Raw genomic sequence first — 19,441 nt, forward strand, 5'->3', positions numbered from 1 at the left:
TGCCGGGCTACCTACCCGAGGGTAGCTTTGTGAAATGGGCAACACATCCCCCTTCTCCTCCGTTCCCGGTATGTTCACCCACCGCGTCGCCGAGTCCGGTGACGCCGTGGCGTTCAGCCATCCCGTCCCCGACCCGAGCGGCGCTCCCGAGAAGTGGGAGACCCTCACCTGGTCCCAGACCCTCGACCGCGTGCGCGACCTCGCGCTGGGCCTGCACTCCCTGGGAGTGACCTCCCAGGCGCGGTGCGCCATCGCCTCCGGCACCCGGATGGAGTGGATCCTCGCCGACCTGGCCATCCTCTGCGCCGGCGGCGCCTCCACCACCGTCTACCCCTCCAGCACCCCGCCCGACTGCGCCTACATCCTCTCCGACTCCGGCAGCATGGTGGTCTTCGCCGAGGACGCCGCACAGGTCGCCAAGCTCGTCGACCAGCGGGCGCAGATCCCCGGCGTGTCCAAGGTGGTCGTCTTCGACGGCGACGGGGACGGCGACTGGGTCATCACCCTGGACGAGCTGTCCGCCCTGGGCGCGGAGCTCCGGGAGGAGAGACCCGGCCTGTTCGACGCACTCGTCGCGGCGGTCCGGCCCGACCACCTGGCCACCCTCATCTACACCTCCGGCAGCACCGGAAGGCCCAAGGGCGTGCGCCTGGACCACTCCAACTGGCTTTACGAGGCCCAGGCGGTCCAGGACCTGGACGAGGAGCTGCGCGGGCAGGGCTGGGAGATGCTCACCCCCGACGACGTCCAGTACCTGTGGCTGCCCCTGTCCCACGTCTTCGGCAAGCTCATGCAGGTCAGCCAGTTGCGGATCGGTTTCAGGACCGCCGTGGACGGCCGGGTGGACAAGATCGTGGACAACCTGGCGATCGTGCAGCCCACCTTCATGGCGGCCGCGCCGCGCATCTTCGAGAAGGTGTACAACCGGGTCGTCATGCAGGCCGCGGAGGGCGGCGCCGCCAAGTACCGGATCTTCCGGTGGGCCGCGGGGGTCGCGGACCGGGTCGCCCGCGAGAAGGAGAAGGGGCGGACGCCCACCGGCCTGCTGGCCGTCCAGCACCGGGTGGCGGACCGGCTCGTGTTCTCCAGGCTGCGGGCGCGCTTCGGGGAGCGCCTCAAGTTCTTCGTCTCCGGCAGCGCCCCGCTCTCCCCCGAGATCGGCCGGTTCTTCTACGGGGCCGGAATCCTCATCCTGGAGGGCTACGGCCTCACCGAGACCAGTGCGGGCACGTTCCTCAACCGGCCGGGTTCGGTCCGGTTCGGCACCGTGGGCCTGCCCATGCCCGGCACGGAGGTCAAGCTCGCCGAGGACGGCGAGATCCTCATCCGCGGCGGGTGCGTGATGCGCGGCTACCACAACCTGTCCGGCGCCACCGAGGAGGCGCTCGGCCCGGACGGATGGTTCGCCACCGGCGACATCGGCGTCCTGGAGGGCGGACACCTGCGGATCACCGACCGCAAGAAGGAGCTCATCAAGACGTCCGGCGGCAAGTACGTCGCGCCGCAGGGGATCGAGAGCCGCTTCAAGGCGCTGTGCCCCTACGTGAGCAACCTGGTCGTGCACGGCGACAGGCGCCCCTACTGCACCGCGCTGGTGGCCCTGGACCCCGAGGCCGTCGGCGTGTGGGCGGCCGAGAACGGACTGGGCCACCTCGACTACACGGCACTGACCGCGGAGCCCCGGGTGCGGCAGATGGTCCAGGAGGCCGTCGACGAGCTGAACAGGGGGCTGCCCCGGCACGAGACGGTCAAGAGGTTCACCGTCCTCCCCCACGACCTGACCGTGGAGGAGGGCGAGATCACCCCCAGTCTCAAGATGAGGCGGAGGACGATCGAGGCCAAGTACCGGCACCTCCTCGACGCCATGTACGAGGACTCGGTCCGGCCCCTCTGAGGCGCACGCGGCCGGGGGTCAGCGCCCGGTGCCCTCCGGTCCGGACGGGTCGTGTTCGACCGCGACAGGCGCACCGCGGGCGGGCGGCGCCGGGGGCAGCCCGCCGTCCCGCGGCGTCCGGTCCCCGCCCTCCTGCCCGACGGCTCCCTCCGCCGCCCCCTCGGGCGGCGCGGGAGGGGGCGGGGGGACGCCGGGCAGGTCGCGGCGCACGATGCTGACCGCGTCGAGCAGGCCGTACTGGAGCACGAACACGAAGGGCCAGGCCACCAGGAACGCGGTCGCGTCCAGGTGGAGCCCGGTCACGACCGTCGCGCCGGACTCCGCCGCCCCGACGGCGGCGTGGACCCCGCCGTCCAGTGCCACCCCGACGCGCCAGGTGAGCAGGGCGCCCGCGACCGCGCCCAGGAAACCCGCGACCAGGACGGCCAGGCGCAGGTCCTGGAGGCGTCGCCGGGCCAGCGGGAACTGGACCATGTAGGCCGCGTACCCGGTGGCCAGGCCGGCGAGCGCGGTCATGACGACGAAGTAGCCCTCACCGGCGAACACGTCCTCGGTGGTGCCGGTGAAGACCTGCCCGTCGCCCAGCGCGGTGCCCTCCGCGCGGGGCGCGAACTGCCACCACACCAGGCCCAGCAGCGCGCCCAGCAGAACCAGGGCCCCGAAGACGCACGCCCCCACGGCCAGCTGTCGTAGCGGCGCCGCCCCGTCCGCGCGGTTCTGCTCCGTCATCTCCCCAACTCTCCTCACCCCGTCCCGGTCCCACCCCGGAAAACCAGTGGATACAGGGCATAGCCGGAACGGAGAATACCGGCATGAGCGACGAGAACAGCCCTCCGGCCGCACCCGCGCCCCGGCGTGTCGATCCTCCCCTGGCGGCCGACGAGCGCACCATGCTCACCAGTTATCTGGACAGGCAGCGCGCCACGGTCCACCTCAAGTGCGCCGGTCTGGCCTCGGAGCTGTCGGGGGCGGCTCCCCTCCCCACCTCTCCGCTGATGACCGCGGGCGGCCTCGTGTCCCATCTGCGGTGGGTGGAGGCGTTCTGGTTCGAGGTGGTGATGCTCAACCAGGCCGACCGGGCGCCGTACTCGCTGGAGGACCCGGACGCCGAGTTCCGCGTCGGCGCCGAGCTGCCGCTCACGGGGCTGCTCGACGACTACGCGGCCCAGTGCGCGCGCTCGCGCGAGATCACCGCGAGGCTGGAGCTGGGGGCGTCGGCCCGCCGTTCGCGGCCGCAGCCGACCCTGCGCTGGGTGCTCCTGCACATGATCGAGGAGACCGCCCGCCACAACGGGCACCTGGACGTCCTGCGCGAACTCGCCGACGGCGTGACCGGGCAGTAGGACCGGGCCGGGGCGCGCCCCCGGAGCCCTCCCCGTCCACGGCCTCCCGCACCGGGGACGGCGCCTCCGGAAATGCGCTGGCGCGCGAGGGGCGCCGACCGGACAATACGGGGATGAACGACGAGAACGTCCCCCTGACCGCCCCCGGCCGCGTCGATCCGCCCATGGCGGCCGACGAGCGCACCATGCTCACGACGTGGCTGGAGTGGCACCGCGCCACGGTGCACGCCAAGTGCGTGGGCCTGTCCCCCGGGCACGCCTCCGCCACCCCGCTTCCGACGTCGCCGCTGATGAGCGTCAGCGCCGTGGTCTCGCACCTGCGCTGGGTGGAGCACGCCTGGTTCGAGAAGCTCCTGATGGGACTGCCCGAGAACGGGCATGCGACCCCCGAGGACCCCGACGCCGAGTGGCGGCGCGGCAGTGAGCTCCCCCTGTCCCTGCTGCTCGACGAGTACGAGGAGCAGTGCGCGCGCTCGCGCGAGATCACCGCGGGGCTCGACCTGGACGCGGTGGCCGCCACCGCCCGGAAGGACGAGGAGCCCACCACCCTGCGCTGGGTCCTGGTGCACATGATCGAGGAGACCGCCCGCCACAACGGGCACCTGGACCTGCTGCGCGAACTCGCCGACGGGGTGACCGGCGAGTAGGGCGGGACCGGAACCGGGGCCGGACCGCGGAGGGCCCGTGCCGACCGCTGGAAACCCAGGGTCGTGTCCACGGGCCCCCGGCGTCCCCGGCTCAGAGGCCGGCGTCCTCCTCGGGGTCCGGCTCCGGGGCGGTGTCCTCCTCGGCCAGGATCAGGTAGAGGTTGCGCCGTGTCTCGGCCAGGAGCCGCTTGGCGCGGTCCAGCTGGTCGTCGGTGCCCGCCTGGGCGACCTGGGCGGCGGCCGCCGCCAGCTGGTACGCCAGGCCGCCGATCTCCTCGTAGCGGGACCGGCTGTCCGCGTGGGCGTCCGCACCCGCCTCCCAGGGCGGGGTGAGCCCGGCGCCGTTCTCGTCCAGGTAGGCGATGCCCTCCTCGGTGAGCCGGTAGGGACGGCGACGCCCCTCCCCCTCCTCCTGTGCGACCAGGCCCTCGTCCTCCAGCTGCTGGAGCATCGGGTAGACGGACCCGGGGCTGGGCCGCCACATGCCGCCGCTGCGATCGCGGCCCTCGCGGATGATCTCGTAGCCGCTGCGCGGCTCCTCGGCGATGAGCAGCAGGATGCCGGTGCGGACGTCGCCGCGCCGGGCCCGGCGCCCGTCGCCGCGACCGCCCCGGTGGCCGCCGGGACCGTGTCCGAAACCGCCGAACGGGCCCCCGAAGGGGACTCCCGCCCCTCCCCAGGGTCCGCCTCCCGGCGGGACTCCGGGAGGCGGCGGGGGCGGCGGCGGTCCGAACTGCGCCCGGTCGCCGCCGTGCTCGTGTCCGTACTCGTGCGGGTGGGGGCCGCGGTGCGCGTCGGCCGGGTGCCGGTCCCAGGGACGCCGCGCACGCTCGGAGCGTCCGCCGCGTGCGTTCCAGGACCAGGGGCCGGGAAGTGCCATGGCGCTCATGCTGTTCTCCTTCTATCGATACAGAGAGACTGTCTACTCTGTTCTGATAGCTCAAAGATATATCGTTAACTTTCTTCCGGCAAGTCCCGGACACAGAAGAATCCCCGTGGGCCGCACCGCGCGGCTCACGGGGATCCTGATCGCTCGGGGTCAGTAGTCGACCGCGTACGCCCCCAGCAGGCTCTTCACCTCGCCGTTGAACTCCGGGGAGATCCGCACCGAGTAGCGGTCCACGGCGTAGATCCTCGACCGGACCGGGTTGTCCACCCTGATCCGCACCGGTGTCGCCCCCTGGTGGCTGGCCAGCACCTGGCGCAGGTCGACGACCAGGTCCGGGGTGAGGCGCTTCTCGTCCACGGTCAGCAGCACCGGCGGCTCACCCTCGGTGATGTGCGAGATGTCCAGGATCGACATCTCCGAGGCGAACATCGACCACGTGCCGTCCCGGTCGTTCAGGCGGCCCTTGACCGTGACCGCCGTGTCCTCCAGCAGGGCCTCCACGTACAGGGGGTAGGTCTTGGGGAAGAACAGCACCTCCATGGAGGCGTCCAGGTCCTCCACCGTGGCGATGGCCCACTGGTTGCCCGCCTTGTTGGTGCGCTTGTCCACCTTGGAGATCAGGCCGGAGATCCGCACCTCACCGCGTTCGCGGCCCAGGTCACCGGCGACGATCTGCGCGATGGACGTGTCCCGCGACCGCGCCAGGACGCGCTCCGCCCCCGCCAGCGGGTGGCTGGACACGTACAGGCCCAGCATCTCCCGCTCGAACGCCAGCTTGGTCTTGCGGTCCCACTCCTCGTCCCCCCAGTTGATGTTGAGGCCGATGGGGGTGGAGTCGCCGCCCTCCTCCGCACCGCCGAACAGGTCGAACTGGCCGTGCGCCTCCTGCTTCTTGGAGCTGATCATGCCGTCGACCGCGGTCTCGTGGTGGCGGTACAGCTCACGTCGCGGCTGACCGAGCGAGTCGAACCCGCCCGCCTTGATCAGCGACTCGATGACCCTCTTGTTGCAGGCCGCCAGCTCGATCTTGGCCAGGAAGTCGGTGAAGGACGTGTACTTGCCCTTCTCCGTACGGGTCTTGACGATGGAGTTGACCACGTTGGCGCCGACGTTGCGGACGGCGCCCATGCCGAAGCGGATGTCCTTGCCCACCGGTGTGAAGCGCAGACCCGACTCGTTGACGTCCGGGGGGAGCACCTTGATGCCCTGCGCCCGGCACTCCGCCAGGTAGACCGCCATCTTGTCCTTGTCGTCGCTGACCGAGGTCAGCAGCGCGGCCATGTACGCGGCCGGGTAGTTGGCCTTGAGGTAGGCGGTCCAGTAGGAGACCAGCGCGTAGCCGGCGGCGTGCGACTTGTTGAACGCGTACCCGGCGAACGGGAGCATGACGTCCCACAGGGCCTGAACGGCCTCCCTGGAGAATCCCCTCTCCATGGCACCGGGGAAGAACTTGGCCTCCTCCTCCTCCAGCGCCTCCTTCTTCTTCTTGCCCATCGCGCGGCGCATGAGGTCGGCGCCGCCCAGCGTGTAGCCGGCCAGCTGCTGGGCGATGGCCATGATCTGCTCCTGATACACGATCAGGTGGAAGGTCTCCTGGAGGATCGGCTCCAGGGCGTCCTTCAGCTCCGGGTGGATCGCGGTGACCTCCTGGCGCCCGTTCGACCGGTCGGCGTAGTCGTTGTGCGCGTTCGCGGCCATCGGGCCGGGCCGGTACAGGGCGTTGACCGCCGCGATGTCACCGAACTTCTTCGGCTGCATCCGCTTGAGCAGGTTGCGCATCGCGCCGCCGTCCAGCTGGAACACGCCCAGGGTGTCGCCGCGCGAGAGGAGCTGGTAGGTCTTCTTGTCGTCCAGCGGAAGCTTGATGAGGTCGATGTCGACCCCCTCCGCCTCCTTGATGCTCTTGACCGCGTCGTCCATGATCGTCAGGTTGCGCAGGCCCAGGAAGTCCATCTTGAGCAGGCCCATGTCCTCGCACTGAGGATAGGGAAAGCCCGTGATGATGGCACCGTCGTTGTCCCGCTTGTGCAGCGGGATGACGTCGAGCAGGGGCTCCTTGGACAGGATGACGCCCGCCGCGTGCACGCCGGTGCCGCGTGTCAGGCCCTCGATACCCCGCGCGGTCTCCATGACCTTGTTGACCTGCGGGTCGTTCTCGACGAGGCTGCGCAGCTCGGTCGTCTCCGAGTAGCGCTCGTGCTCGGTGTTGAACACCGCGTCGAGCGGGATCTCCTTGCCGCCGACCGCGGCCGGGAACGCCTTCGTGATCTGGTCGCCCACCGAGTAGGGCATGCCCAGGATGCGGGTGGAGTCCTTCACCGCGGCCTTGGCCTTGATGGTGCCGAAGGTGAGGATCTGGGCGACGCGCTCCTCGCCGTACAGCCGCGTGACGTACTCGATCATCTCGCCGCGCCGACGCTCGTCGAAGTCCAGGTCGACATCGGGCATGGACACGCGCTCGGGGTTGAGGAACCGCTCGAACAGCAGGCCGTGCTCGAGCGGGTCGAGGTCGGTGATGCCGAGGACGTAGGCGATCATCGACCCGGCCGCCGAGCCGCGCCCCGGGCCCAGGGCGATCTTGCTCTTGCGCGCGTACTGGCAGATGTCGGCGACCACGAGGAAGTAGGCCGGGAAGCCCATCTCGTTGATGATCGCCAGCTCGAACTCGACCCGCTTCTGGACCTCCTCGCCCGCCCCGTCCGGGTAGCGCGTCGGAAGCAGCCGCTGGACCTCCTTGGCCAGCCAGGAGGCCTGGGACTCCCCCTCGGGCACCGGGAAGACCGGCATGAGGTCCCGGTGCTTGAACACGGCGTCGTAGGCGTTGGGATCGACGCGCTCGGCGATGAGCAGGGTGTTCTTGCACCCCTGCTTCCACTCGTCGAAGTCGAGGATGCCGCGCATCTCGTCGGCGGTCTTGAGGTAGTAGCCCGAGCCGTTGAACCGGAACCGGGTGGGGTCGTCCAGGTTCTTGCCCACGCCCACCGCCAGCAGGGCGTCGTGCGCCGCCGCCTGGTTCTCGTACACGTAGTGGGAGTCGTTGGTGACCAGCGGCGGGATGTTCAGCTCGCGGCCGACCTTGAGGAGGCCGTCGCGGACCTCCTTCTCGATGCTCACACCGTGGTCCATCAGCTCCAGGAAGACGTTGTCCCGGCCGAAGATGTCCTGGAGCCCGGCCGCGTACTCGATGGCCTCCTTCTCCTGGCCCAGCCGCAGCCGCGTCTGCACGCCGCCCGACGGGCAGCCCGTGGAGACGATGATGCCCTCGTTGTACTCCTGCATGAGCTCCAGGTCCATGCGGGGCTTCATGTAGTAGCCCTCCATGGACGCCAGCGAGGACATCCGGAAGAGGTTGCGCAGCCCGGTCTCGTTCTGCGCCAGCATCGTCATGTGGAGAAAGCGTCCGCCACCCGAGATGTCCTTGGCACCCTCGGTCGAGGCGTCGTCGGAGGTGTTGGACCGCCCCCAGAACACGCGCTTCTTGTGGAACCTGGATTCGGGCGCCACGTACGCCTCGATGCCGATGATCGGCTTGACACCGGTGCCCTTGGACTGCTGGTAGAACTCGTAGGCGCCGAACATGTTGCCGTGGTCGGTCATGGCGACCGCCGGCATCCCCAACCGCGCCGCCTCCTTGAAGAGGGGCTTCAACTTCGCGGCGCCGTCCAGCATCGAGTACTCGGTGTGGACGTGCAGATGGGTGAAGGAGTCGGCCATGGTTCGGGTGCCCCCATGAGGGTCGTAGGTCGGGTGGTATCTCCCGAGCCTACGACTTTCCCACGACGCTCGCGGTCCCCTGTGGACGACGAACCGGACTCCCTGCCTGCGAGCGCGGAGCCGGACGGGTCCCCGTGTCCTAGATCACGATGCCGTTCTCACGGGCGTAGTGGCGGACGAACGCCTCCATCTCCGCCTTGGTGAAGCGCAGCGCCTCGGCCCCCGGGTTCTTGGAGTCCCGCAGGGCGACCACCCCGGGAGTGTCCGCGACGAGGACGCACGACTCCTCGTCTCCGTCGTCGTCGCTGTTGCCTCCACAGGGCTTCACCCACGACAGCTCGCTCAGATCCAGCTCGTACAAGGCGCGCACCGACATCTCCTCAGCTCATCACCGGTAACCGCTCGGCCACAGCGTGCGTGGCTGTTGAGACGATGCCCCTACATCCGTGGCCGGACACCGGCAAGCCGCTCACAATGAGATACCCGCGATCACAGTCGGACACAGGGGCTTCGAGCATTTCGATCGTCTGCCCACAGGACGGCTGTGACCAGAACCCACCGTTCCAGACCCGCGTCTCCCGCTGCCGGGCACGAGTTCCCCGGACAACCGCCGTGGGCCGTCCGGCCACCGAGGGTCTCCGGCGGCAGAGGTGGCGGAAGAAGTCAGTGCCGTCCGGCGGACCCGAGGAAGGAACTCCACTCCCCCGAGCCGAAGGAGAAGTGGCCCAGCCCAGGGTTCTTGGAGTCTCTCAGGTGCATGTGGCAGTCCCCATCGGCCACCTCGGCGCAGTCGCCGCTCTGGCCACTGCTGTAGCGGGACTTCCGCCAGTCCAGCGCCACCTCCACGCACTCGCCACCTTGGTTACTGCTGTAGCTCGACTTCCTCCACTGGAAATCAGAGGTTTCGAGCGTCTTCCTCATGGTTCTCCCAGCATGCTTGAGATCATGCGCACTGACTCGTCAACAGACAACGCCCTCTCACAGAGCGCATTGAAAGACAGCGTCCGCTCGATGACCTCCTGGTCAACGGTCGTGATATGCGCGGTTCCAGGAGCTTCGACATAGACAGCACGTTCCTCCGGCAACTGCAATATCACCATCATTCCACTCAGACCAGCGTGCGCCCGCCTCTCGAACGGCATGACTTGGATCTTGGTGCGCCTGCCCTGCCCTGCTTCAACGAGCCGCTCGAGTTGAGCCCGGAAGACCACGTCGCTACCGACAGGGCGCTGGATTACCGCTTCGTCCAACACGAACCAGAGCAGAGGCGGAGTCCTCGAGAGCAGAATCTCCTGACGCCGCATCCGCCCCTGAACCTGCCTCTCCACCTCCTCGTCGCTCATCGGCGGATAGTAAGAACGAAGCAACTCACGCGCGTAGTCCTCCGTTTGCAGCAGCCCCGGTACGGTTTGGCTCGCAAAGCCCGTGATCATCGTCGCTTCGGCTTCAAGGACCGTGTAGGGCCGAAACCAGCTCTTGTAGACGTCGTTGGCGCTCTCCAGCAGGGGCAGTATCCGGCTCAGGGCGCCCCCGGTGTTCAGCGCCTCGTCGCAGCACTCGGTGAACCGGGAGGTGACCTTGTCCCCCTCCCGGCTCTCCACCGGCGAGCGCTTGGCGGTCTCCACCATGGAGACCATGGACTTCGAGTACGGGATGAGTTCTGCGAGCTGGGCCTGGGTCAGCCCGGCGGCCTCGCGGTGACGCTTGAGCTCGGTGGCGTAGTACCTCAGAGCCAGTGAAGCCGGGCGCGGCTCGGCCTCGGGCTCCTCTTCCGGGACGAGGTGCAGGTCGGGCATGGCGAACGCTCCGGAGTGGGCGAGGGAAGAACGAACAGCGCCGTCCAACGCAGACCGGCCTTTCCAGCCTAGATCCGCACTCACCACCGGTGGAGGCTTTCCACAGACCTGGTTCGGCCACGAGGTCCACAGTCGTTCGCGCCCCGGTCACAGCGGACCGTTCCCAGGCCGCTCCGAACCACAGGGCCCTCCGGCATGTGGGACACGAAGCCACAGCTCGCACCGTGAACAGGAATCAGTAGCACAGGGCGGACACCGGGATCCAGGCTCAAAGCATGCAGAACACCACCGCGGTTCCGATCCTGTCCCCGGTCCTGGCCCCCGGAGCCCTGCGCGCCGAGGCCGAGCTCATGGCGGCCGAGGCGGCGCCCCGCCGATTCGCCGTGTGTGCCATGGACTACGACGAGTCCGACGCGGTCGTCCTCGCCTGGGGCCAGGCGTTCCGCGACGGCCGCGTCACCCTCGTCGGCGACGCGGTACCGGTCCGGGGCACCTTCTCCTCTGTCAGGTCCGCCCTGCGCGTGTGCCGAGCACTGGGTGCCCCGCTGCACGTCGCCTGGGTGGATCCCGAACCGGAGGGGTAGCGGTCGTTCCGGGTCGGACCCGTCCCTTGCTCAGGCGGCGCGGACGCGGCCGGCGAGGGCGCGCAGCCAGGGCTCCCGGAAGCCGGGCTCGCCCGCCAGGACCCGGCGGAAGCGCTCCCTGGCCTCGGGGGTGCGCCCGTACCTGTGCAGGGCGACCGCGCTGCCGAGGGCTGCGCGGGCCTCCTCGTCCCGCCGGGGCACGGTCACACCCGGATCCGCCCAGCGGTGGCGCCGGAAGGAGTCCTCGGCCTTGGGCTGGGTGTTGCCCAGATAGCCCCACAGCCAACCGGAGACGGACACGTTGCGCACCGCGCGGGCGGGAAGCTCCTCCACCCAGTCGGCGTGCTGCTGCCAGCGCCAGGTCTTCGGGCTCGTCTTCCCCCTGGCGGTGACCCCCAGGTAGCGGACCTTCGTCCGGATCACGTTCCAGGCGGCGCGCTCGTCGTCGATCCAGTCCCGCAGCTCCCGGTGGAGGTTCCCGAAGGTGGAGCCCGCGGCGACCAGGTCGACGAGGACCACGGGGCGTTTGCGGCCCGCCAGCCCCGCCGGGGACAGCCCTGCGTCGGCCAGGTTGACGCGCAGCTGCCGCCGCTCCCGCGGGGTGGTCCTGCGCCCCTCGTACCCGTAGAGGGACAGCGGCAGCCGGTTCAGGCGCTCGGCGTCGGCCGTCCCCGCGAGGACCCCGCCCAGCAGGTCGTACAGGCTGTCGGGCGAACGGCCGACGAAGAACAGGTCCCCGTCGGCGCTGCGCGCGACGACCTTGGCCGCGCACTCGGTGAGTTCGGCGACGTAGCCGGGGTCGTACTCCTCGGCCCCGTCTCCGACGAGGGACCCCAGCCGGTCGCCGCCGGCCACGTTCCAGCGGAAGGGGCGGTTCGGTTCGATCTGGTCCATGGCCCCATGGAACCAACCGCCGACCGTGCGGCCAAGCGCTTTTCCGGGTGCCGGGGCCCAGGACCCGCGCCACCCGCGCCACCCGCGCCACCCGCGCCACCCGCGCCACCCGCGCCACCCGCGCCACCCGCGCCACCCGCGCCCGGTGGACGGCCCGGGTCCGCCTCCGGTTCACCCCCGCCTGTTACCCTCCCGCGGTCGGGGTGGCGGCACCGCCCCCCGCTCCCCCGGTGAGAGGATGCCTCCATGCCCCCGTCCGTGAACCGCGACGCCCGGCCCGGTCCCCCGGACCGCCCGGCCCGACGCCGCGTGGCCTCCACCGCCACGCTCGTCCTCGCGGCGTCGGCCCTGGTGGCGGCGCCCGCCGCCGCGGCGGAGTCGCCGTCCGTCCCCGGGCCGCCCGGCCCGCACCAGGTCAGGTTCGCGACGTTCAACACCGCCCTCGAGCGCCCCGAGCAGGGTGCGCTCGCGGCCGAGCTCGCCACCCCGGACAGCGAGCAGGCCCGCAACGTCGCGGAGATCATCCAGCACGTGCGGCCCGACGTGCTCCTCGTCAACGAGTTCGACCACGACGAGGAGGGCGAGGGCGCCCGCCTGTTCCAGGACAACTACCTCTCCGTCGGCCAGAACGACGCCGAGGCCATCGACTACCCGTACGTGTACACCGCCCCGGTCAACACGGGCGTGCCCTCCGGCACGGACCTCGACGGGGACGGCCGGGCGGTGACGGAGCCCGGGACCCCCGGCTATGCCGAGGACGCGTTCGGCTACGGCGCCTTCCCCGGACAGTACGGGATGGTCGTGTACTCGATGTACCCGATCGTCACCGAGCGGGTGCGCACCTTCCAGACCTTCCGCTGGGCGGACATGCCGGACGCGCTGCTGCCCACCGACCCGGCGACCGGCGCGCCCTACTACTCCGACGAGGCGCTGGAGGTCCTCCGCCTCTCGTCCAAGAGCCACTGGGACATCCCGGTCGACACGGGGAGGGGGCGCCCGATCCACCTCCTGGCCAGCCACCCCACGCCGCCGGCCTTCGACGGGCCCGAGAGGCGCAACGTCCTGCGCAACCACGACGAGATCCGCTTCTGGGCCGACTACGTCACCCCGCGCGCGGGCTCCTACATCTACGACGACGAGGGCCGGCGCGGCGGCCTGCCGGTCGGCGCCCCCTTCGTCGTCGCGGGCGACCTGAACGCCGATCCCGACGACGGGACCAGCCACCCCGGCGCGATCGCCCGCCTCCTGGAGCACCCGGGGATCACCGACCCCCGCCCCGCCAGCCAGGGCGGCAGGGGCGCCGCCCAGCGCCAGGGCGGCGCCAACGAGGGCCACGCGGGCGACCCCGGCCTCGACAGCGCCGACTTCACGGACGAGCCGGGGCCGGGGAACCTGCGCGTGGACTACGTGCTGCCCTCCCGGATCGTCCCGGTCCGCGGGTCGGGGGTGTTCTGGCCGACCGTGGACGACAGCCTCTTCCGCCTGACCGGCGACTACCCGTTCCCGAGCTCCGACCACCGCCTGGTCTGGGTGGACCTGCTCCGTCCCTGAGCCGCCGCCCCGGGCGCGGGCGTCCGGGGCGGGCGGCCGCGCCCGCTCACGCCCGGGTGGAGTCCGCCCTCCGGGCCCCCGCCTCCTCCTCGGCCGCGGAGAGCCCGGCGCTGATGACGCTGTCCATGATCTCGGCGATCCGGTCGGGGCCCAGTCGCGGGGCGTGGCGGGCCATCCGCTCGACCAGCGCCCGCTCACGGCCCATGTCGCGGCCGGCGAAGTACCCGACCGGCTTGAGCCTCTGCACCTGGGCGGCGACCAGCGCCCGCCGTTCGAGGAGCGCGGCCAGCTCGGCGTCCAGGCGGTCGATGCGCCCGCGCAGGAGGGCGATCTGCTCCTCCGGCGCGGTCGGGGGGACGGCGGGCGCGGGCTCGGGGGTGGCGGACGGGTGGTTCACGGTGGCCTCCGACGGGATGCGTCCACGGACGCGGGTGCGGTGCGGCCGTACGTCCCGCGGGAACGGGTGTGACACGTGCGGGGGCGTCGGCCGCCTGGAAAACGAAAGAGCACCGGGGCTCCCGCCCGGGTGCTCTGCTGCCGACGTTCCCTGTTCCGCCTACGTGGAAGCGGCCGACGGGCTCGTCGGCCTGCTAAACACGTGCATGCGGTGGGTCACGGGCGCCATCCTACCGTGTCCGTCCCGCGCACGGGCGAGGGCGGCCCGTACCGGGGTACGGACCGCCCTCGGAGCTGTGTCCCGCGCGCCGGTCAGGGCACCTCGACGCGCACCATGAGGGCGGTCGCCTCGGCCGTGACCTCGCCGTTGACGCGGATCTCACCGGTGACGTACACCTTGCGCCGCTCGGTGCCGGTCACCCGCGCGACGACCTCCAGGGGCGTGAAGAGCGGCGTGGGCCTGCGGTAGTCGACCTCCAGCCTGGCGGTGAGGCCGGGAGAGGTCGCGAGCGAGGAAGCGGAGCCGACGGCCTGGTCCAGCATGGCGGCGATCCAGCCGCCGTGGACCAGTCCGGGCGGGCCCTGGTAGACGGTGTTGAGGGTGACCTCGCCGCGCACCCCCTCCTCGGTCGCGTCCAGGAACAGCGGCGGGGCCGCGGGGTTGGTGTCACCGGACACCACGTTGGTGATGGTCCCGTACTCGGTGTCGCCGCCGGGCAGCTCGCGCAGGACCATGGTGCCGATCTGTCTGCGGGCCACGTTGAGCCTGTCGGTGAGGCCCTCCACGGTCGCCGCGGCCTCGGCGAGGGTGTCGCCGTCGACCTCGGTGTTGGCGACGGCGTCGATGAGGTCGTGGACACGCGCCACCAGGGAGCGCAGCTCGGAGGGGATCTCGGCCTGCTCGACCACGGGGAGGCCGAAGGCCCGGGGGTCCGGCCGCTCGGTCGCCGGCTGCGTGTTGACCGTCATGTGTTCCTCGTGGGGTCGGTGGGTGCGCGGGTGGAGGGGGCACCGATGTCGAACCGAATCCTACTCGGTAGTATTCCGGCCGCACCCCCGTCGGCCGTGCGCTCCCCGTCACACCGCACCGGGACGGGGAGCACCCTCGCGTCGTCAGGCCAGGTCGCGCACCATGTGCAGGTGGGGGATCCCGGCGTCCAGGAACTCGTCGCCGTGGGCCGTGTAGCCGAGCCGCGCGTAGAAGCCCAGCGCGTGGGTCTGCGCGTGCAGCTCCACCCGGACGAACCCGCGTTCGCGCGCCCGCTCCTCCGCCGCCCTGACCAGGGCGGCCCCGGTTCCGTTCCCCCGCCCCTTGGGCAGCACGGCCAGCCTCCCCAGGAGGCCCGTGCCGTCGCCCTGGTCCACCAGCCTGACGGTGCCGACGGGGACCCCGTCGGCCAGCGCGAGGAGGTGGACGGCGGCGGTGTCGCGCTCGTCCCACTCCTCCTCGACGGGAACCTGCTGCTCGGAGACGAACACGGCGCCCCGGATGACGAACACGGCGGCACGGTCGCGCTCGTCCCGTGCCAGTCGGATCTCGGTCGTAGTCATCCCCGAAGGTTAGCCCCGGGCCCGGCCCGCCCTGCCGGGAGGCCCCCTAACCTGTGGGTATGGGCATGCCCAGCACCACACATCCCGGCATGGACGACCCGGGCACGGAGAGCGCGCGCTACTGGCGCTTCTCCGGACTGCCCGGTACCGAACTCCTCACCGCGCGCTTCGTCACCACCACGTTCACCCGGCACACCCACCCCACCTACACCATCGGGGTGATCACCGGCGGCATCGAGGAGTACTCCCACTCACGCGGCAAGGCGCGCGTGGGCCCCGGCGGCCTGGCGGTGGTCGGCCCCGGGGAGGTGCACACCGGCCACGCCGGCGTCCCCGAGGGCTGGGGGTACCGGGTGTTCTACCCGTCCCCCGAGGTCATGGTGGACATCGCCCGCGAACTGGGGATGCGCGGCACCCCCGGGTTCACGGAGTCGGGCATCCACGCGCCCGAGGCCGCCCGTGTCCTGGCCTCCGCCCACGTGGCGGCCGAGCACGGCGACCGCCTGACGTCCTCGGCCCTCGTCCGGCGGGGCCTGGGCATGCTGCTGCGCTCCCACGGCCGTGAACGGGCCGCCGATCCCGTCCCGCACGCCGCGCGCCCCGAGGTGGCACGGGCCAGGGAGGTCCTCTCCTCCCGCCTGCTCGACCCGCCGACCCTGGACGAGCTCGCCGCCCAGCTGGGGATCGGGCCGTTCTCCCTGTCCCGCGCCTTCCGGGCCGCGTACGGGCTGCCCCCGCACGCCTACCTCAACCAGGTGCGGGTGGACCGGGCCAGGCAGCTCCTCCTCGCCGGCCGCCGGGCGGCCGAGGTGGCGGCCGAGGTCGGTTTCGCCGACCAGGCCCACCTGACGCGCCACTTCAAGCGCCACCTGGGCGTGCCGCCCGGCGCCTACCAGCGCGCCCTGCTCGCCCCCTGACCTGCGGCTCCGCCGCCCGCCCTCCGGCGCTCCGGAGGGCGGTGGACCCGACCGGCCCCTCGCCCCGGTCCCTCCGTCCGCGCCCCGGGCCGCCCGCCGCCCCGGCGGGGCCCGAACGCCGATGCCCGCGCCCCTCCCGTCGACCCTGTGCCCCCTCCCCGGCCCCGCGCCACCTCTGCCCCGGACCCTCGCGGCCCGCGACCGCGGGGGCGCTCCTCGCGGGCAAGAACGTTCAAGACGGCGCGCGCCCGCCCCCCTAGCGTGGGCGCCGTGAAATCCTTCTCTCTCCGCTCGTACCTCCGCTCGGCGGCGGTACGCGACAGCATGGGGATCGGCGTGGCCGTGGGCGCCGCCGGTCTCGCGTTCGGGACCGCGGCGGTGGCCGCGGGCCTCTCACCCGCCCAGTCCGTGTTCATGAGCCTGTTCATGTTCACGGGAGCCTCGCAGTTCGCCCTGGTCGGGGTGGTCGCGGGCGGCGGAAGCCTGGTCGCCGGGGCGGCGGGCGCGCTGCTCCTCGGCGCCCGCAACACGCTGTACGGACTGCGTCTGGCCGACGTCCTCGGATGGCGGGGCGCGCGCCGCGCCCTGGCCGCGCACGGGGTGATCGACGAGACCACCGCGGTCACACTGGCCCAGCCGGACCGGGAGTCGGCGCGCACCGCGTTCGCCACGACCTACGCGGTGCTGGGCTCCTTCTGGGTGGTGACCACCCTGGTGGGGGCGCTGGCGACGGAGCGCGTGAGCGACATCGGCGCGTTCGGCCTCGACGCGGTGGGCCCGGCGATCTTCCTCGCGCTGCTGTGGCCCCGTCTCCGCGAGGGCGGGGGCCGGAACTGGCTGATCGCCGGCGCCGGAGCCGGGCTGGCCCTGGCCGCCACCCCGCTGCTCCCCGCCGGGGTACCGGTGCTGCTGGCCGCCTCGGCCGCACTGATCGCGCTCGCGGGCCCCTCCGCCGACCCGCCCGCCCCGACGGCCGCGGAGCCCGCGTCCGGCTCCGGACCCGCCTCGGGGGAGGCCCGCCCATGACCCTGTGGATCGCGCTCGTCGCCACCGCCGCCGGCTGCTACCTGCTCAAGTACGCGGGTCTGGCCGCTCCGCGGCGGCTCCTCGACAACCCGTGGCTGCGGCGGTTCGCGACCGCCGTCCCCCTCGCCCTGCTGGCCGCGCTGATCGCGGTGGAGGCGCTCCGCGGCGAGGGCCAGTCCCTGGCCTGGGACACCGCACGGATGGGCGGTCTGGGCGCCGCCGTCCTCGCCCTCGTCCTGAAGGCGCCGTTCCTCGTCGTGATCGTCGCGGCCGCGGCCGCCACGGCCGGCCTGCGCGCGCTGGGGCTCTGAGGCGCCGGGCCGGGGGGCGCTCCCCGGCCCGGCCTCCGCCGCCCCGCCGCCGCGGCCCGGCCACCGCTCCGCGCCCGGGCCCTCCCCCACCGCCGGAACGGGCCCGCACCACCGCCTCCCGCCTCCGCGCCCGTCCTTGACCGTCCCGTGACCGCCTGTCAGAGTCGGCCGCATGCGCCCGGCCGATCCCGGGCGCGCCGAGTGGACCTTGCGACGATGGAAGGGATCCCACCCCCATGGCCACAGCCGCCGACCGCACCCCACCACCCACCGACACCGCCGCTCACGCGGTGGTGGAGGTCCTCGCCTCCGCCGGGGTCAGACGGTGCTACACCGTCCCCGGGGAGAGCTTCCTCGAACTCGCCGACGCCGTCGACCAGCACCCCCTGATGCGGCTGGTGTCGACCCGGCACGAGAACGGCGCCGGGTTCATGGCGGAGGCCGAGGCCAAGCTGACCGGGACACCGGCCGTGGCCGCGGCCACCCGGGGGCCCGGGGCGTCCAACCTGGCGGTGGGCGTGCACACCGCGATGCAGGACTCCACGCCGATGATCGTGTTCCTGGGGCAGGCGGAGACCGACCGGCTGGGCCGGGAGGCCTTCCAGGAGGTGGACCTCACCGCGTTCTACGCCCCCATCACCAAGTGGGCGACCACCGTGCACAGGGCCGACCGGCTCGCGGAGGTGACCGCCAGGGCGGTCCGCGTCGCCACCACCGGCCGTCCGGGGCCGGTGGCGATCGCGGTGCCCGGCGACCTGTTCGGCCACCGGGTGGGACCGCAGGATCCGCCGCGCCCGCACGTGGTCCCCCGCCCTCCCCTGGGCGGGGAGGCCCGTGACCGGCTGGCCACCTGGCTGACCCGGGCGGTCCGGCCGGTGATCGTCGCGGGCGGGGGCGCCCGCGCGGCCCGGGAGGACCTGGTCCGGGTGGCCGAGCGCTTCGGCGCCGGGGTGTACGCCTCGTGGCGGCGCCAGGACGTGTTCCCCAACGACCACCCGCTCTACCTCGGCCACCTGGGACTGGGGTGCCCCAAGCCCGTGCTCAACGCCCTGTCGGAGGCGGACGCGGTGCTGGTGGTCGGCTGCCGGATGAGCGAGACCACCACGCAGGGGTACCGGCTGCCCGATCCGGCGAGGGCACGGATCGCGCAGATCGACATCGACCCCGGCCAGGTGGGCGCCACCGCCGACCTGTGGTTCGGTGCGGTGGCCGACGCCCGCGAGGCTCTGCGCGAGCTGGCCGGGTCCCCCGTGCAGGCTCCCTACCGCGACTGGAGCGCGGCCCGCCGGAGGTGGGTGGACAGCACGGTCCCGCCCGCCCACGCCGCGGACCACGCGGGCCGGGGCCTGCACCCGTGGGCGGTGGTCTCGGCCATGCGCGCGGCCCTGCCCGAGGACGCCCTGATCACGAACGACGCGGGCAACTTCGCGACGTTCCTGCACCGGGGCTGGTGGTTCCGGCACCCCTCCACCCAGTTGGCGCCCACCAGCGGGGCCATGGGCTACGCCGTGCCGGCGGCGGTGGCGGCCAAGATCGCCGCTCCCGACCGGACCGTGGTGGCCGTGGCCGGCGACGGCGGCGCGCTGATGACCGGGCAGGAGCTGGAGACCGCGGTGCGGGAGGGCGCGGCCGTGACGGTGGTGGTGTTCCAGAACGGGCTCTACGGCACGATCGCCATGCACCAGGCCCGGGATCTGGGGCGCATCGCGGGGACGCGGATCAGCGGCCCGCTCGACCTGGCCGGGTACGCGCGGTCGCTGGGGGCGCGGGGCGCTACCGCCCACACCCGCGAGGAACTGGAGAAGGCGCTGGCAGAGGCGGTCGGCGCGGACCTTCCGACACTGGTCGACGTCCGGACCGACCCGGAGGTGATCAGCCCGACCGCGACCCTGGCCGGCCTGTTGGCCGGGGACCGGTAGCGGGTCCCC

19 protein-coding genes are annotated in these 19,441 nt (G+C 72.2%); 9 read left to right on the forward strand and 10 right to left on the reverse strand.

Annotated elements, in window-relative coordinates; all coding sequences use genetic code 11:
- The first annotated feature begins 34 nt into the window (after positions 1 to 34).
- Positions 35 to 1,894: an AMP-dependent synthetase/ligase gene (locus OUQ99_RS22525; RefSeq protein ID WP_267945788.1), complete on the forward strand. Its 1,860-nt coding sequence runs from the start codon at positions 35 to 37 to the stop codon at positions 1,892 to 1,894.
- A gap of 18 nt (positions 1,895 to 1,912) precedes the next feature.
- Here OUQ99_RS22525 and OUQ99_RS22530 read toward each other — a convergent pair whose 3' ends face one another.
- Positions 1,913 to 2,623 (reverse strand): hypothetical protein, encoded by a 711-nt coding sequence (locus tag OUQ99_RS22530; protein WP_267945789.1) that lies wholly within the window; start codon positions 2,621 to 2,623, stop codon positions 1,913 to 1,915.
- A gap of 83 nt (positions 2,624 to 2,706) precedes the next feature.
- Between OUQ99_RS22530 and OUQ99_RS22535 the strand changes: the two genes are divergently transcribed.
- Positions 2,707 to 3,237, forward strand: coding sequence for a DinB family protein (locus OUQ99_RS22535; RefSeq protein WP_267945790.1), 531 nt, complete (start codon positions 2,707 to 2,709; stop codon positions 3,235 to 3,237).
- Positions 3,238 to 3,350: 113 nt separating this feature from the next.
- Positions 3,351 to 3,884 (forward strand): DinB family protein, encoded by a 534-nt coding sequence (locus tag OUQ99_RS22540; protein ID WP_267945791.1) that lies wholly within the window; start codon positions 3,351 to 3,353, stop codon positions 3,882 to 3,884.
- Positions 3,885 to 3,975: 91 nt separating this feature from the next.
- Here the strand turns inward: OUQ99_RS22540 and OUQ99_RS22545 are convergent, their stop codons facing one another.
- The 5 genes from OUQ99_RS22545 to OUQ99_RS22565 all read right to left on the reverse strand — a co-directional run bounded on the left by OUQ99_RS22545 (position 3,976) and on the right by OUQ99_RS22565 (position 10,283).
- Positions 3,976 to 4,773, reverse strand: a complete 798-nt coding sequence (locus tag OUQ99_RS22545; protein ID WP_267945792.1) for a PadR family transcriptional regulator — start codon at positions 4,771 to 4,773, stop codon at positions 3,976 to 3,978.
- A 150-nt stretch (positions 4,774 to 4,923) separates the two neighbouring features.
- Positions 4,924 to 8,487, reverse strand: coding sequence for a DNA polymerase III subunit alpha (dnaE, locus tag OUQ99_RS22550; RefSeq protein WP_267945793.1), 3,564 nt, complete (start codon positions 8,485 to 8,487; stop codon positions 4,924 to 4,926).
- Positions 8,488 to 8,626: 139 nt separating this feature from the next.
- Positions 8,627 to 8,857 carry a DUF397 domain-containing protein gene (locus tag OUQ99_RS22555; RefSeq protein ID WP_267945794.1) on the reverse strand — a complete coding sequence of 77 codons (231 nt, stop codon included), beginning with the start codon at positions 8,855 to 8,857 and terminating at the stop codon, positions 8,627 to 8,629.
- 293 nt (positions 8,858 to 9,150) lie between these two features.
- Entirely contained in the window at positions 9,151 to 9,408 is a 258-nt protein-coding gene (locus OUQ99_RS22560) for a DUF397 domain-containing protein (protein ID WP_267945795.1), read from the reverse strand.
- A complete protein-coding gene (locus OUQ99_RS22565; protein ID WP_267945796.1) occupies positions 9,405 to 10,283 on the reverse strand; it encodes a helix-turn-helix domain-containing protein in 879 nt (292 codons plus the stop codon). The genes OUQ99_RS22560 and OUQ99_RS22565 overlap by 4 nt, the downstream gene beginning before the upstream one ends.
- 275 nt (positions 10,284 to 10,558) lie before the next feature.
- On the opposite strand from OUQ99_RS22565, the gene OUQ99_RS22570 reads away from it, so the two are divergent.
- Positions 10,559 to 10,867, forward strand: a complete 309-nt coding sequence (locus tag OUQ99_RS22570; RefSeq protein WP_267945797.1) for a hypothetical protein — start codon at positions 10,559 to 10,561, stop codon at positions 10,865 to 10,867.
- Between the two features lie 30 nt (positions 10,868 to 10,897).
- On the opposite strand, the gene OUQ99_RS22575 is transcribed toward OUQ99_RS22570, so the two are convergent.
- The gene (locus OUQ99_RS22575) at positions 10,898 to 11,761 is read right to left on the reverse strand and encodes a hypothetical protein (RefSeq protein WP_267945798.1); all 864 of its coding nucleotides are present in this window, start codon (positions 11,759 to 11,761) and stop codon (positions 10,898 to 10,900) included.
- 246 nt (positions 11,762 to 12,007) lie between these two features.
- Between OUQ99_RS22575 and OUQ99_RS22580 the strand changes: the two genes are divergently transcribed.
- Positions 12,008 to 13,312 carry an endonuclease/exonuclease/phosphatase family protein gene (locus OUQ99_RS22580; RefSeq protein WP_431061437.1) on the forward strand — a complete coding sequence of 435 codons (1,305 nt, stop codon included), beginning with the start codon at positions 12,008 to 12,010 and terminating at the stop codon, positions 13,310 to 13,312.
- Positions 13,313 to 13,358: 46 nt separating this feature from the next.
- Here the strand turns inward: OUQ99_RS22580 and OUQ99_RS22585 are convergent, their stop codons facing one another.
- The 3 genes from OUQ99_RS22585 to OUQ99_RS22595 form a co-directional block, all read right to left on the reverse strand.
- Positions 13,359 to 13,709 (reverse strand): chorismate mutase, encoded by a 351-nt coding sequence (locus tag OUQ99_RS22585; RefSeq protein WP_267945799.1) that lies wholly within the window; start codon positions 13,707 to 13,709, stop codon positions 13,359 to 13,361.
- Between the two features lie 311 nt (positions 13,710 to 14,020).
- Positions 14,021 to 14,677 (reverse strand): PaaI family thioesterase, encoded by a 657-nt coding sequence (locus OUQ99_RS22590; RefSeq protein WP_267945800.1) that lies wholly within the window; start codon positions 14,675 to 14,677, stop codon positions 14,021 to 14,023.
- A 144-nt stretch (positions 14,678 to 14,821) separates the two neighbouring features.
- A complete protein-coding gene (locus OUQ99_RS22595; protein WP_267945801.1) occupies positions 14,822 to 15,259 on the reverse strand; it encodes a GNAT family N-acetyltransferase in 438 nt (145 codons plus the stop codon).
- A 65-nt stretch (positions 15,260 to 15,324) separates the two neighbouring features.
- Between OUQ99_RS22595 and OUQ99_RS22600 the strand changes: the two genes are divergently transcribed.
- From OUQ99_RS22600 to OUQ99_RS22615, 4 genes are all read left to right on the forward strand, one after another.
- Complete coding sequence (locus tag OUQ99_RS22600) at positions 15,325 to 16,176, forward strand: AraC family transcriptional regulator (RefSeq protein WP_267950451.1); 852 nt, start codon at positions 15,325 to 15,327, stop codon at positions 16,174 to 16,176.
- A 324-nt stretch (positions 16,177 to 16,500) separates the two neighbouring features.
- Positions 16,501 to 17,202 (forward strand): AzlC family ABC transporter permease, encoded by a 702-nt coding sequence (locus tag OUQ99_RS22605; protein ID WP_267950452.1) that lies wholly within the window; start codon positions 16,501 to 16,503, stop codon positions 17,200 to 17,202.
- On the forward strand, positions 17,199 to 17,513 hold the full coding sequence (locus tag OUQ99_RS22610; RefSeq protein WP_267945802.1) for an AzlD domain-containing protein: 315 nt from the start codon (positions 17,199 to 17,201) through the stop codon (positions 17,511 to 17,513). The genes OUQ99_RS22605 and OUQ99_RS22610 overlap by 4 nt, the downstream gene beginning before the upstream one ends.
- A gap of 236 nt (positions 17,514 to 17,749) precedes the next feature.
- Complete coding sequence (locus OUQ99_RS22615) at positions 17,750 to 19,432, forward strand: thiamine pyrophosphate-dependent enzyme (RefSeq protein WP_267945803.1); 1,683 nt, start codon at positions 17,750 to 17,752, stop codon at positions 19,430 to 19,432.
- The last annotated feature ends 9 nt before the right edge of the window (positions 19,433 to 19,441 follow it).

Origin of the sequence: Streptomonospora nanhaiensis, assembly GCF_026642255.1 — a bacterium.
In the GTDB taxonomy this organism is placed as follows: Bacteria; Actinomycetota; Actinomycetes; order Streptosporangiales; family Streptosporangiaceae; genus Nocardiopsis; species Nocardiopsis tropica.